Genomic DNA, 12,654 nt, shown 5'->3' with positions numbered 1-12,654 from the left:
GAAACAGGGCAGGCTTGGTCTGCGCCATGGTGCGTTACGCGTTGCACTGCAACCATGCACGGCAGGAATCGTCCTCGTCCCGATAAGGCACAGGCTGCTACGGGTTGGTTAATCACGGCTGCGGGCTTGCCCCTTGGTGCAGGTGTCGCTATCCGCCCCGCCTGACGCCACCGGTGCCCGCAACCATGCGGGCTAAGAGGGAAGCCGGAACCAGCCGGCGCTGCCCCCGCAACTGTTTCCGGACGAGCGCCGCGCCCTTGCGCGCCACTGGCCCCTTGGCGGGCTGGGAAGGCCGGCGTGTCGCGTTGACTTCGGATGAGCCAGGAAACCTGCCGGTGTGTGGTCGTTCCGCGGCCGGGCGGGGTGTACCGGGCGCAAGCGTGACGAGTCTTCCGCCAGGGCCCGGCGGACCCTCGCGCCATGGACGGCAAGACTGTCCATGGGCCGGGAGGAAAAGAACCGTGAAGACATCGCTTGTTGCACTGGCCACCGCCGTGATGCTGGCCACCCCTGCCTATGCCGATGAAGCCCCCGCCAGCGATGGCGCGCAGATCACTGTATTGGCCACCGGCAACGACCTGTCGCTCGACCAGACCGGCCAGGCCATCACCGTGTTGCCGTTGCAGACGATCGAGGCGGTGCAGGGCGTTGACCTGACCCGCGTGCTCGATCGCGTGCCGGGCCTGACCTGGTCGCGCACCGGGGGTCTGGGTGCGCAAACCGCCGTGCGCCTGCGCGGCGGGGAAGGGCAGCACACCCTGGTGCTGGTCGATGGCGTGCGCGTGGAAGATCCCTCGGCGCCATCGGGCGGGTTTGACTTCGGCACGCTGACGAGCGGCGGGATCGAGCGGATCGAAGTGCTGCGCGGCTCCAACTCGGTGGTCTGGGGCAGCTCTGCCATTGGCGGGGTGATCGCGGTTACCACGCGCGAGATCGACGGCGTCGAAGCCTCGGCCGAGGCCGGCTCGCGCCGCAGCTATGATGCCGATGCTGTCGCCGGCGTGAAGCGCGACCGCTATGCCTTCTCGATCGATGGTGGCTATGCCACCACCGATGGAGTTTCGGCCGCTGCCAGCGGGACCGAGCGCGATGGCTATGACCAGTGGCGCGTGGGCGGCAAGGCGCGGGTCAACCTCACCGAAACGCTGTCGCTGGTCGCCAATGCCCGCTATGCCGATGGCAAGACCCAGATCGATGGCTATCCCGCGCCCGATTATGTCTTTGCCGATACCCCGGAATACACCACCACGCGGCAGTTCTTCGGCCGCGCCGGGCTGCACTATGCCGGCGGTCCGCTGACGCTCGATGCCGGCTATGCCCTGTCCGACACGCGCCGCCGCTATTACACCGGCGGGGCCGACAACGCGTTCGAATATGGCTACAACGGCCGCAGCGAGCGGGTGGAATTGAACGGCCGCTATAGCCTGCCTGCTGATTTCGCGATCGATTTCGGGGCGGATCGCGAATGGACCCGGTTCGACAGCACCTATGACACGCGCCAGAACGCGCATCTGACCAGCGGCCATGCCATGCTCGGCTGGTACACCGCCAAGGCGAGCCTGGCCGCCGGCGTGCGCTATGACGAACAGAGCCAGTTCGGCAGCAATGTCAGCCTGGGGGCCAACGGCACGGTGGAAGTGGTGCGCGGGCTGCGCCTCAATGCCAGCTATGGCGAAGGCTTCCGCGCGCCCACGCTCTATCAGCTGCTCTCGCCCGATTACGGCAATGCCGCGCTCGCTCCCGAACGCAGCCGCAGCTATGACCTGGGCGTGGTCTATGCCAGCCAGGATGGCGGCTTCCATGCCGGCGTCACGCTGTTCCGCCGCGATACCCGCAACCTCATCGCCTATGTCTCGTGCTTCATGGCGCAAACCGCGCTGTGCCAGGGCCATACCTATGGCGTCTATGACAACGTCGGCAAGGCGCGCGCGCAAGGCGTCGAGCTCGATGTGGGCGCCGCGCTCAGCAGCCAGGTCAAGGGCACGATCGCCTATGCCTATACCGAGGCGACCGACCGCACGCCTGGCGCCGCCACGTTCGGCAACGACCTGGCGCGCCGCCCGCGCCACGCGCTGACCACCTCGCTCGATTGGACCACGCCCTGGGCCGGCCTGGCCCTGGCCGCAGACCTGCGCTTCCAGTCGGAAAGTTTTGACAACGCGGCCAATTCGATCAAGTTGGCGGGCGGTAGCGTCACCACCGTGCGCGCCAGTTTGCCGATCCTTCATCAGGCCGAACTTTTCGGCCGGGTGGAAAACGTGTTCGATCGGCCGCTGGTGACGGCAGCGGGCTATGGCGCGCTGGGTCGTTCCGTGTTCGGTGGCGTTCGCCTGCGGTACTGATGGCGTTGCGCCGGTTGGAGGAATGGCTTTGCCGTGAGCGGCCGCATCGTGCCTGACTTTGCCTTGCTCTGCCGGCGCATGGGGCGCGGTGCCGTGGTGCTGGCGCTGATGCTGGGCGGGTGCGCGCAGGTGGCTCCCGCCGATCCGCAGGCCACCGATCGTCTGCCCCGGATCGTGTCGCTCAACCCTTGCAGCGATGCGATCCTGGCAGAAGTGGCCGATCCCGCGCAGATCCTGGCGCTGTCTTCCTACAGCCGCGATCCGGCACAAACCTCGATGGACGTGGCGCAGGCCATGCGCTTTGCCACCACCGATGGCGCGGTAGAAAGCGTGCTGGCGCTGCATCCCGATCTGGTGGTGACCAGCACTTATGCCGATCCGGCCACGCTGGCGGCGTTGCGCGGGCTGGGCCTGCGCGTGGAAACGGTGGGCATTGCCGAATCGCTCGATGCCGCGCGCGCCCAGGTGCGCAGCCTGGCCGGCTGGGCCGGGCAGCCGGCGCGCGGCGCCGCGCTGATCGCGCGGATCGACCGCGCAGTCGCCGCCGCGGCGCCGCCGCCGGGCACGGCGCCGATCACGGCCGTGCTGTGGGAACCGGGCGGCCTGGTGCCGGGCCAGAATACCCTGGCATCAGACCTGATGATGCGTGCCGGCTTTGCCAATTTCAGTGCGCAACGCGGCCTGGGCCAATCCGAACGCCTGTCGCTGGAGCGCATGCTGGCCGATCCGCCGCGCGTGATCATGGCCGTGGGCACCCCGCGCGGCACCCTGGCCGATCAGGCCGCGCCGCAGGAAGACCGCCTGCTGTTCCATCCCGCGCTGGCGGCGCTGCGCCACACCGCGCGCGTGCCGATTTCCCCCAACCTGATCTATTGCGGCGGCCCAACCATTCCCCGGTTCCTGAACCGCATGGTGGCGGTGCGCCAAGAGCTGGAAGCGATGCCATGAACCGTGCTGCCTTGCCCCTGGTGCTGGGTGGCTTGCTGCTCGTGCTGTTTCCGCTGTGCCTGCTGGCCGGGCAGGTGTGGATCAATCCGTTCGATCCGGCCGGTGCCAATGCCACGGTGATCCTGGCGCAACTGCGCCTGCCGCGCGCGGTGCTGGCGGTGATCGTCGGGGCCGGACTGGGCGCGGCGGGTGCGGCGATGCAGGGCTATCTGCGCAATCCCCTGGCCGATCCCGGCCTGTTCGGGGTGGCGCCGCTCGCCGCGCTAGGTGCGGTGCTGTCGCTGTTTACCGGCTTTGCGGTGCAGCCTTTCGCGCTGCCGGCGATGGCCCTGGCGGGCGCCGCTGGGGGCATGGTGCTGCTGGCACTGATCGCGTCGGGACCGCGCACGGGCCTGGCCGGGGGCGTGGCGCTGTTCACGCTGGCCGGCATGATGCTGTCCAGCCTGGCTGGCGCATTGACCAGCCTGGCGATCAGCCTGGCGCCCAATCCCTTTGCCCTGACCGAGATTGTCACCTGGCTGATGGGCGCGCTGACCGATCGCAGCTGGCACGATGTGGCGCTGGCCGCGCCGCTCACCGCGCTGGGGCTGGTGCTGCTGTGGCGTGCCGGGCCGGCGCTCGATGCCTTGACCCTGGGCGAGCTGGCGGCCCGCTCGATGGGCCTCGATCCGGCGGCCTTGCGCGGATTGATGGTGGTAGGCGTGGGCCTGGTGGTGGGGGCCGGGGTTTCGGCGGCCGGGGTCATCGGCTTTGTCGGGCTGATGGTGCCGCATATCGTGCGCCCGTTCACCGATCGCCGCCCATCCAGCCTGCTGCTGCCCAGCGCGTTGGCGGGGGCGCTGTTGCTGCTGCTCGCCGATACGCTGTGCCGCTGCCTGCCGCTGGCGGGGGGTGAGCTGCGCCTGGGCATCGCGCTCAGCCTGCTGGGCGCGCCGTTCTTCCTGCATCTTCTGCTGCGCCTGCGGCGCGGCCTGGCTTGAGAGGCACCGGGGCCATGGATCTTGTTACCGATGCCGTCACCATGGTGGGCCGCCTGCGCGATGTGCGCGTGGGGCTGTCGCCAGGACGCCTGACCGCGATTTGCGGGCCGAACGGAGCAGGCAAGTCCACGCTGCTTTCGGCGCTTGCTGGCCTGGAAGAGCCCGATGGCGGGCACGTGTCTTTGGGGCAGCATCGCCTGGCCGAACTGACGGCGCGCGAACGCGCCATTGCCATCGGCTATCTGCCGCAAGCGGGCGAGGTGGCGTGGAACGTGACGGTGGAAACGCTGGTGCGGCTCGGCCGCCTGCCGCACCGCACACCGCTGCGGATCGACGCGGCCGCAACCATGGCAGCCTTGCAGGCGCTTGACCTTACCGGCCTTGCCGGGCGCGAGGTGGGCACGCTGTCGGGCGGGGAGCGGGCACGCGCGCTGCTGGCGCGGGTCCTGGCCGGGCAGCCGCGCTGGATTCTGGCGGACGAGCCGCTGGCTGCGCTCGACCTGGCGCACCAGCAGGCGCTGCTCGCCCATTTTCGCCGTCTGGCGGGGCAAGGCGTGGGCGTGGTGGTCGTGCTGCACGATCTGGCCCTGGCGATGAACCATGCCGATCACGTCATCGTGCTCGACCGTGGCACCGTGGCCGCCAATGGCGCGCCGCACCTGGCGCTGGCCGAAGGCGTGCTAGCCGGGGTCTGGGGCGTCAAGGCACGCTGGGTGGGCGATGGGCGCACCCGCGCGCTTGCGATCGGCTGATCGGCTCCCCACATCAGGGGTCAATCGCCCTTGCCCACCGAGCCATCTTGCGCAGTTCTTGCTGCGCTGCGACAGGCTTGCGTGAATCGAACAAATCTGGAACATTGCCCTTCATGTCGACCGCCCCCACACGTGCGCCCGGTGCCGCTCGCTCCGCGCTGACCACCCTTTCCGTGCGCGGCGCGCGCGAGCACAACCTGAAGGGGATCGATGTCGATCTGCCGCGTGACAGCCTGGTGGTGATCACCGGCCTGTCCGGTTCGGGCAAGTCCAGCCTGGCGTTCGACACGATCTATGCCGAAGGGCAGCGGCGCTATGTCGAATCGCTGTCGGCCTATGCGCGCCAGTTCCTGGAAATGATGCAGAAGCCCGATGTGGAGCACATCGACGGCCTCTCGCCGGCCATTTCGATCGAGCAGAAGACCACCAGCCGCAACCCCCGCTCCACCGTGGCGACGGTCACCGAAATCTATGACTATATGCGCCTGCTCTGGGCGCGGATCGGCGTGCCCTATTCGCCGGCCACCGGCCTGCCGATCAGCGCGCAGACCGTCAGCCAGATGGTCGATCGCGTGATGGCCCTGCCCGAGGGCACGCGCGCCTATCTGCTGGCGCCGGTGGTGCGCGGCCGCAAGGGCGAATACCGCAAGGAACTCGCCGAGTGGCAGAAGGCGGGCTACACCCGCGTGCGCATCGATGGTGAGCTTTACGCGATCGAAGACGCCCCCGCGCTCGACAAGAAGTACAAGCACGATATCGAGGTGGTGGTCGACCGCATTGCGGTGAAGGACGGCATCCAGACGCGCCTGGCCGACAGTTTCGAGCAGGCGCTCAAGCTGGCCGATGGCCTGGTCTTTATCGACCTGGCCGATACGACCGTGGCCGAATTGAATGGTGAGGCGCCGCCGGAAAAGGCCAAGAAGGGCACTGCTAAAGGCCAGCTCAAGGGCGCCGGCCTGCCCGACAACCGCATTGTCCTGTCGGAAAAGTTTGCCTGCCCGGTTTCGGGCTTCACGCTCGATGCGCTCGAACCTCGGCTGTTCTCGTTCAACGCGCCGCAGGGGGCGTGCCCGGCCTGCGACGGGCTGGGCGAAAAGCTGCTGTTCGACCCGCAACTGGTCGTGCCCAACGAGCATTTGAGCCTCAAGCAGGGCGCGATTGTGCCCTGGGCCAAGTCCAACCCGCCCAGCCCCTATTACATGCAGGTGCTGGCCAGCCTGGCCGATCACTTCGGCTTCAACCTCGATACCCCGTGGGACAAGCTGCCCGGCGAGGTGAAGATCGTGATCCTGCATGGCACCGCGGGCAAGGCCGTGCCGCTGACCTTCATCGACGGCAAGAAGAGCTATACCGTTTCCAAGGCGTTCGAAGGCGTGATCGGCAATCTCAATCGCCGCATGCTACAAACCGAAAGCGCCTGGATGCGCGAAGAACTGGGCAAGTTCCAGACCGCGCAGCCCTGCGAAACCTGCAACGGCGCGCGGTTGAAGCCCGAGGCGTTGAGCGTGAAAGTGGCCGGCAACGACATTTCTGCCAGCACGCGCCTGTCGGTCAGCGATGCACTGGACTGGTTCGCCACGCTCGACGCGAAGCTGACCAGCCAGCAGAGCCAGATTGCCAAGGCGATCCTCAAGGAAATCAACGAGCGTCTTGGCTTCCTCAACAATGTCGGGCTCGATTACCTCAACCTCGATCGCACCTCGGGCACGCTGTCGGGCGGGGAATCGCAGCGCATTCGCCTGGCCAGCCAGATCGGTTCGGGCCTGTCGGGCGTGCTCTACGTGCTCGATGAACCGTCGATCGGCCTGCACCAGCGCGACAACGACCGCCTGCTCGAAACCTTGAAGCGGCTGCGCGACCTGGGCAACACGGTGATCGTGGTAGAGCATGACGAGGACGCGATCCGCGCGGCGGACTATGTCGTCGATCTCGGCCCCGGCGCGGGCGTCCACGGCGGCGAGATCGTCGCCCAGGGCACGCTCGAGGATATCCTCGCCAATCCCGACAGCCTGACCGGGCAATACCTGACCGGCGCGCGCCGGATCGAGGTGCCCAAGAAGCGCCGCAAGGGCAATGGCTTGTCCCTGGTGGTGGAAGGCGCGCGGGCCAACAACCTCAAGAACGTGACGGCCAAGATTCCGCTCGGCACGTTCTGCTGCGTCACCGGCGTGTCCGGCTCGGGCAAGTCCAGCCTCACCATCGACACGCTGCAGGCCGGTGCTGCCCGTGTGCTCAATGGCGCGCGCGTGGTGGCCGGCGCCCATGACGCGATCAAGGGCCTGGAGCATTGCGACAAGGTGATCGAGATCGACCAGTCGCCGATCGGCCGCACCCCGCGCTCCAATCCGGCGACCTATACCGGTTCGTTCACCCTGATCCGTGACTGGTTTGCCGGTCTGCCCGAGGCGCAGGCGCGCGGCTACAAGGCCGGGCGGTTCAGCTTCAACGTCAAGGGCGGACGCTGCGAGGCGTGCCAGGGCGATGGCCTGATCAAGATCGAGATGCATTTCCTGCCCGATGTTTACGTGACGTGCGAGGAATGCGGCGGCAAGCGCTATAACCGCGAGACGCTGGAAGTGAAGTTCAAGGGCCACTCGATCGCCGACGTGCTCGACATGACGATCGAAGACGCGGTGGAGTTCTTCAAGGCCGTGCCCCCGATCCGCGATCGCATGGCCATGCTGGGCGAAGTGGGCCTGGGCTATGTCAAGGTGGGGCAGCAGGCCACCACGCTATCGGGCGGCGAAGCGCAGCGCGTGAAGCTGGCCAAGGAACTGGCCCGCCGCTCCACCGGCAAGACGCTCTACATCCTCGATGAGCCCACCACGGGCCTGCATTTCGAAGACGTGCGCAAGCTGCTGGAAGTGCTGCACCGCCTGGTGGAGCAGGGCAACAGCGTGGTGGTGATCGAACACAATCTGGATGTGATCAAGACCGCCGACTGGATCATCGACATGGGCCCCGAAGGCGGCGTGCGCGGCGGCGAAGTGGTGGCCGTGGGCACGCCGGAACAGGTCGCCAAGAACAAGGCGAGCTTTACCGGCCACTATCTGGCGCCGTTGCTGAAGCGGTGAGCGCCAAGCCCCTCGCCGCCGTGCGGGGAGGGGCTACGCGGCAGGTCGCCCGATCACGCGCCCAGCCAGGCGGCTGCAAGCTCGCCCCGGTGCCCCTCTGGCGCCAGCGCGGCGCGCAACGCTTCGAGCATGGGCGGCAGTGCCTGGGTAAAGGCGTAGGGCGGGTTGACGATGAACAGCCCGGCGCCGTTGTAGATGCCGGGCTGGTCGGCATCATAGAGCCAGTGCTCGATGGTCAGCAGTTTCGGGATGCGCAGCTTGCGCAATTGGTCCTTCCAGCGGACATGGGCGGCGCGGTCCTTGAGCGGGTACCAGATCACCGTCACGCCATGGGCCCATTTGCGCTGGGCCGCGGCAAGCGTCGTGACGATCCGCGCGCGTTCGTCGGTCTGTTCATAGGGCGGATCGACCACCACCAGCCCACGCGCCGTGCGTGGCGGCACCATCGCCAGCCATAGCTCATAGGCATCGCGCTGATGCACGGCCGCGGGCGTATCGCGCATTGCGCCGCGCAGGGCATAGGCATCGTCGGGGTGTTTTTCGTTCAGGATCAGCAGATCCTGCGGCCGCAGTAGCTGCGCCAGAAACCGTGGCGAACCGGGATAGAGCTGTGGCTCCGCGCCATCGTTCACGGCTTGCACGGCGGCGCGATAGTCGTCCAGCAGGGGGTTCTGGTCGGCAAAGGCCCGCATCACACCCTGCGTCGCTTCGCCGGTGCGCTGGGCCGCGTCGCCGCGCAGGTCGTAAATCCCGCAGCCGGCATGGGTGTCGATCAGGGTCAGCGCGCCGTCTTTTTGCTGCAAGGCCCGCACCAGCGCGATCAGCAGGGCATGCTTGACGACATCGGCGCTGTTGCCCGCATGGAAGGAATGGCGGTAATTCATGCTGCTTCAAAATCCTGACGGTCTGCCGAGATGCGGGCACGCGGGCTGGCACGCCCTGGCCGCACCGCTGCGACAGCGCCCTTAGCCTGCGACGTCACTCTTCACCAGACCAGCCGTGTCAGTCGCGCAGCGCCGCGTCCCGGCGCACGAACCACAGCGCCAGGACCGCGAGCGCGACCAGCACGCCGCATAGCAGCCACGCGGCATTGACGGCGGGAACGAGCGCGGCCTTTTCCACCAGGGGCCGCACCATCTCGGTGGTGAAATCGTCGAGCGGTTGGCCGCGCTGTTCCAGGAAAGCGTCGCGCGGAATGCCGATGCGCACGGCGGTGGCTACGTCGCCGGCGCGCAACTGGTCGGCGATGTGGTTGCCGGCGGTGGCGGCGCGGCTGAAGATCGTGGTGTCGATCAACGCCAGGCCAACCGCACCGCCCAGATTGCGCATCATGTTGAACAGCCCACTGGCATCGGCCACGAGCCGATCGGGCAGCCGCCCCAATGCCATGCGGGTTGGCGGCAGCAGGCAGAACATGATGGCGGCGCCACGCACGATCTGGGGCAGAATCATCGCCTGAAAATCGGTCTGCTCAGTCTGCCTGGTGCTGAGCAGCAGGCCGATGGCGAACAGCACGAAGCCGAAACCGGTGAGCAGGCGCGGGTCCATCCGGCGTTCGGCATAGACGGCGATCGGCGCGACCAGCAGCTGGGTGCAGCCGGTTACCAGCATGATCTCGCCAATGCGCAGCGGGCCGTGTTCGCGCACCAGGCCGAGGAAGAAGGGCATGAGATAGGTGGAGCCGAACAGCCCGAAGCCGAGCACGAAGCTGAGCAGGCAGCCGATGGTGAAGTTGCGATCGGCAAAGCAGCGCAGTTCCACCAGCGGGGCAGAGGATGTCACCGTGCGCCAGACAAAGCCGATCGCGCTGATGCCCGACGCGCAAAGCAGCGCGACCACGCGCAGGTCTGCCCAGCCGCGCGACGGCGCGTCCTTGAGGCCGAGTTGCAGCGCCACCAGCGCGGCGGCGAGCAGCACCAGCGCCAGCGCGTCTATCGGCCGGCCAGCCTGGCGGCCGGTCTGCTTGCCGCGCAGGAACAGCAACACCCCCAGGCTGGCAACGATGCCGGGCACGATGTTGACGCGAAACAGCCAGTGCCAGGAATAGGACTGGGTGATCCACCCGCCCACGATCGGGCCGATGGTGGGCGCCAGCACCGCCGCCACGCCGGCGATCGTGGTGGCAAGGCCCTGGCTGCGCGGCGGAAACAGCAGGAACACGGCGGCGAACACCGCCGGGATCAGCGTTCCCCCGGCAAAACCCTGGACCACGCGCCAGGCGATCAGCTGGGCAAAGCCGCTACTGGCCGCGCACCCTGCCGATGCCAGTGTGAACAGGCAGGCCGCTGCCACGAACAGCCAGCGCATGCCGAGCCGCGCGGTAAGAAACCCGGTCAACGGGATCGCGACGATTTCGGCGGTGAGATAGGCGGTCTGCACCCACACCATGCGATCGGGCGCGATGCCGATCGCCGCCTGGATGGCGGGCAGCGAGGTGGCGACGATCTGGATATCGAGAATGGCCATGAACATGCCCAGGCACATCAGGATAAAGCCGATCCATTCGCGATAGCTTGCGCCGTCTCTTTCGCCTAGGCTCGGGGCGTCCGTGCCAACCATGCGTCCAGCCATCGATTCTCCTGTGCGAAATCGCCCTTGTCCTATCGCAGGCAAGGAACTCGCTCTCGTCAAAATCGTTTCGGGCTGCACCTTTTTCACCGGTTCGCCGGTCTTGCAGGCGATACCGTAGATGCTGCCCGTTTCAATTCTCTCGCTTGCCACCCAAACTCCCCCGAATATCCTGCCCCAGGAAGAGGCGATCGCCACGGCGCGTACGCTCATTGGCGGGCATTTCGCCGATTTCGAGCGGCTGGCCGCGGTCTATACCAACGCCGGTGTCCACACCCGGCAACTGGCGCGGCCGGTGGCCTGGTATCGCCAGGAACGCAGCTTTGCCGAACGCAGCGCGGTCTATCTGGAGGTGGCGCTCGATCTGTGGGTCGCGGCGGCGGAGCAGGCGCTGGCCCAGGCCGATCTGCGCGCCGACCAGGTGGATACCATCGTTACCGTGTCGTCCACCGGCATCGCCACCCCCAGCCTGGAGGCGCGCGCTATGGCACGGATGCTGTTCCGCACCGATGTAGTGCGCGTGCCGGTGTTCGGGCTGGGCTGCGCCGGCGGCACAACCGGGCTGGGCCTGGCAAGCAAGCTCGCCCGCGCCACGCCCGGATCGCACGTGCTGTTCGTCACGGTGGAGCTGTGCAGCATGGCCTTGCGCACCGACCGGGCGGACAAGGCCGATATCGTGTCGACCGCGCTGTTCGGCGATGGCGCGGCGGCCTGCGTGCTGCGCAGCGGCGAGGGCGGCTTTGCGCAGATTACCGCCAGCGCCGAAAAGACCTGGCCCGATACGCTCGACATCATGGGCTGGCAGGCAGAGCCAACCGGCCTGGGCGTCGTGCTCAACCGGGCCATTCCCGCCTTTGCCCGGCAGGAAATGCGCCAGGCGATGGAGGAGATGCTTGCCCCGCAAGGCTTGCGGATCGACGACGTTGACCGCTTCATCTGCCATCCCGGCGGGGCCAAGGTGGTCGATGCATTGGAAAGCGCCCTTGCTCTGAACCAGGGCGCACTGGTCAAGGAGCGCGAGGTTTTGCGGGATCACGGCAATATGTCTGCACCAACGGTGCTGTTCGTGCTGGATCGCTATCGGCAAGAGGGGCTGCCGCCGCTTTGCGTGATGAGCGCGCTGGGGCCGGGGTTTACTGCGTCGTCGCTCACGCTGCGGTGTGCGGCATGAACGCGGCCTATGCCATCATGGCCTTTGTCACGCTGCAACGCCTGAGCGAGCTGGTGATCGCGCGGCGCAACACCGCGCGGCTGATGGCGGCCGGGGCGCGCGAAGTGGGCGCCAATCACTATCCGGTGATGGTTGCCATGCACACCGCATGGCTGGCGGTCTTGTGGTTCACGGTGGGTGACCGCCCGATCTTTCTGCCCCTGCTGGCGGTATTTGCCGTGCTGCAGCTGATGCGGGTGTGGGTGCTGGCCACGCTGGGCCCGCGCTGGACCACGCGCATTATCGTCACGCGTGACGCGCCGCTGGTAAAGCGTGGGCCGTTCCGTTTCGTGCGCCACCCCAACTACATGGTGGTGACCGCCGAAATCGCGGTGCTGCCGTTGACGTTTGGCCTGGTGTGGGTAGCGCTGCTGTTTACTGTGCTCAACGCCGCCATGCTGACGGTGCGGATCAGGGCAGAGAACAGCGCGCTCTACGGCAGCGCCGGAATCAGCGCTTAGCGGCCGCCTGGCGTTCTGCGCGGATGCGCAGCATCGCGGCGTGGCACACGGGGGAAGTCTCATTGATCTTGGCGATCATGCAGGCTTCCACCTTCTTGCGGCTCAACGATTTCATCTCGGCCGGGCACAGCCGCCGCGCTTCCTGCACGCAGGCCTTCTTGCCGGGATCAGCCTCGGCCAAAGCGGGCGTCTGGCTCATGCCGATCAGCATGGCACCAAGACCCAGAATAACGCTGGCAGCACGTGCATTCATGAACGGTTTCCTTGCAAACAGGGTGCGGTTGCGACGGCCCACCGTATTGATTGGACTGCCTGAACC

General features: G+C 67.2%; 10 protein-coding genes and 1 riboswitch. Of the genes, 7 read left to right on the top strand and 3 right to left on the bottom strand.

Features of this window, described 5'->3' with window-relative positions:
- The first annotated feature begins 154 nt into the window (after positions 1 to 154).
- A riboswitch (cobalamin riboswitch) is annotated at positions 155 to 352 on the top strand.
- 109 nt (positions 353 to 461) lie between these two features.
- The 5 genes from IP65_RS02405 (at position 462) to uvrA (ending at position 8,096) form a co-directional block, all read left to right on the top strand.
- The gene (locus tag IP65_RS02405) at positions 462 to 2,342 is read left to right on the top strand and encodes a TonB-dependent siderophore receptor (RefSeq protein WP_231627518.1); all 1,881 of its coding nucleotides are present in this window, start codon (positions 462 to 464) and stop codon (positions 2,340 to 2,342) included.
- A gap of 33 nt (positions 2,343 to 2,375) precedes the next feature.
- Positions 2,376 to 3,290, top strand: a complete 915-nt coding sequence (locus IP65_RS02400) for an ABC transporter substrate-binding protein (protein ID WP_054130618.1) — start codon at positions 2,376 to 2,378, stop codon at positions 3,288 to 3,290.
- The gene (locus IP65_RS02395) at positions 3,287 to 4,270 is read left to right on the top strand and encodes an iron ABC transporter permease (protein WP_054130617.1); all 984 of its coding nucleotides are present in this window, start codon (positions 3,287 to 3,289) and stop codon (positions 4,268 to 4,270) included. Before IP65_RS02400 ends, IP65_RS02395 begins: the two co-directional genes overlap by 4 nt.
- A 14-nt stretch (positions 4,271 to 4,284) precedes the next feature.
- A complete protein-coding gene (locus tag IP65_RS02390) occupies positions 4,285 to 5,022 on the top strand; it encodes an ABC transporter ATP-binding protein (protein WP_054130616.1) in 738 nt (245 codons plus the stop codon).
- A gap of 113 nt (positions 5,023 to 5,135) precedes the next feature.
- Positions 5,136 to 8,096 carry an excinuclease ABC subunit UvrA gene (gene uvrA / locus IP65_RS02385; protein ID WP_054130615.1) on the top strand — a complete coding sequence of 987 codons (2,961 nt, stop codon included), beginning with the start codon at positions 5,136 to 5,138 and terminating at the stop codon, positions 8,094 to 8,096.
- 53 nt (positions 8,097 to 8,149) lie between these two features.
- Here uvrA and IP65_RS02380 read toward each other — a convergent pair whose 3' ends face one another.
- Complete coding sequence (locus tag IP65_RS02380) at positions 8,150 to 8,980, bottom strand: 23S rRNA (adenine(2030)-N(6))-methyltransferase RlmJ (protein WP_054130614.1); 831 nt, start codon at positions 8,978 to 8,980, stop codon at positions 8,150 to 8,152.
- A 118-nt stretch (positions 8,981 to 9,098) separates the two neighbouring features.
- A complete protein-coding gene (locus IP65_RS02375; protein ID WP_082349711.1) occupies positions 9,099 to 10,667 on the bottom strand; it encodes a DHA2 family efflux MFS transporter permease subunit in 1,569 nt (522 codons plus the stop codon).
- Positions 10,668 to 10,785: 118 nt separating this feature from the next.
- On the opposite strand from IP65_RS02375, the gene IP65_RS02370 reads away from it, so the two are divergent.
- Together IP65_RS02370 and IP65_RS02365 are read left to right on the top strand one after the other, a co-directional pair.
- Positions 10,786 to 11,835, top strand: a complete 1,050-nt coding sequence (locus IP65_RS02370) for a type III polyketide synthase (RefSeq protein WP_054130612.1) — start codon at positions 10,786 to 10,788, stop codon at positions 11,833 to 11,835.
- Positions 11,832 to 12,335 (top strand): isoprenylcysteine carboxyl methyltransferase family protein, encoded by a 504-nt coding sequence (locus IP65_RS02365; protein ID WP_054130611.1) that lies wholly within the window; start codon positions 11,832 to 11,834, stop codon positions 12,333 to 12,335. Before IP65_RS02370 ends, IP65_RS02365 begins: the two co-directional genes overlap by 4 nt.
- On the opposite strand, the gene IP65_RS02360 is transcribed toward IP65_RS02365, so the two are convergent.
- Positions 12,325 to 12,588 carry a hypothetical protein gene (locus IP65_RS02360; protein WP_028657822.1) on the bottom strand — a complete coding sequence of 88 codons (264 nt, stop codon included), beginning with the start codon at positions 12,586 to 12,588 and terminating at the stop codon, positions 12,325 to 12,327. The two genes, IP65_RS02365 and IP65_RS02360, sit on opposite strands and share 11 nt — an antisense overlap.
- Between the last annotated feature and the right edge of the window lie 66 nt (positions 12,589 to 12,654).

Source organism: Novosphingobium sp. AAP1 (assembly GCF_001295765.1).
Taxonomy (GTDB): Bacteria; Pseudomonadota; Alphaproteobacteria; order Sphingomonadales; family Sphingomonadaceae; genus Novosphingobium; species Novosphingobium capsulatum.
The sequence above is the reverse complement of the archived record's forward strand: the minus strand, read 5'-3'. Positions and strand labels throughout refer to the sequence as shown.

What these genes read in the sequence shown, in the direction of transcription:
- IP65_RS02360 (WP_028657822.1), bottom strand. Translation starts at nt 12,588, where the DNA reads ATGAATGCACGTGCTGCCAGCGTTATTCTGGGTCTTGGTGCCATGCTG.
- IP65_RS02370 (WP_054130612.1), top strand. Translation starts at nt 10,786, where the DNA reads ATGCTGCCCGTTTCAATTCTCTCGCTTGCCACCCAAACTCCCCCGAAT.
- uvrA (WP_054130615.1), top strand. Translation starts at nt 5,136, where the DNA reads ATGTCGACCGCCCCCACACGTGCGCCCGGTGCCGCTCGCTCCGCGCTG.
- IP65_RS02365 (WP_054130611.1), top strand. Translation starts at nt 11,832, where the DNA reads ATGAACGCGGCCTATGCCATCATGGCCTTTGTCACGCTGCAACGCCTG.
- IP65_RS02380 (WP_054130614.1), bottom strand. Translation starts at nt 8,980, where the DNA reads ATGAATTACCGCCATTCCTTCCATGCGGGCAACAGCGCCGATGTCGTC.
- IP65_RS02390 (WP_054130616.1), top strand. Translation starts at nt 4,285, where the DNA reads ATGGATCTTGTTACCGATGCCGTCACCATGGTGGGCCGCCTGCGCGAT.
- IP65_RS02375 (WP_082349711.1), bottom strand. Translation starts at nt 10,667, where the DNA reads ATGGCTGGACGCATGGTTGGCACGGACGCCCCGAGCCTAGGCGAAAGA.
- IP65_RS02395 (WP_054130617.1), top strand. Translation starts at nt 3,287, where the DNA reads ATGAACCGTGCTGCCTTGCCCCTGGTGCTGGGTGGCTTGCTGCTCGTG.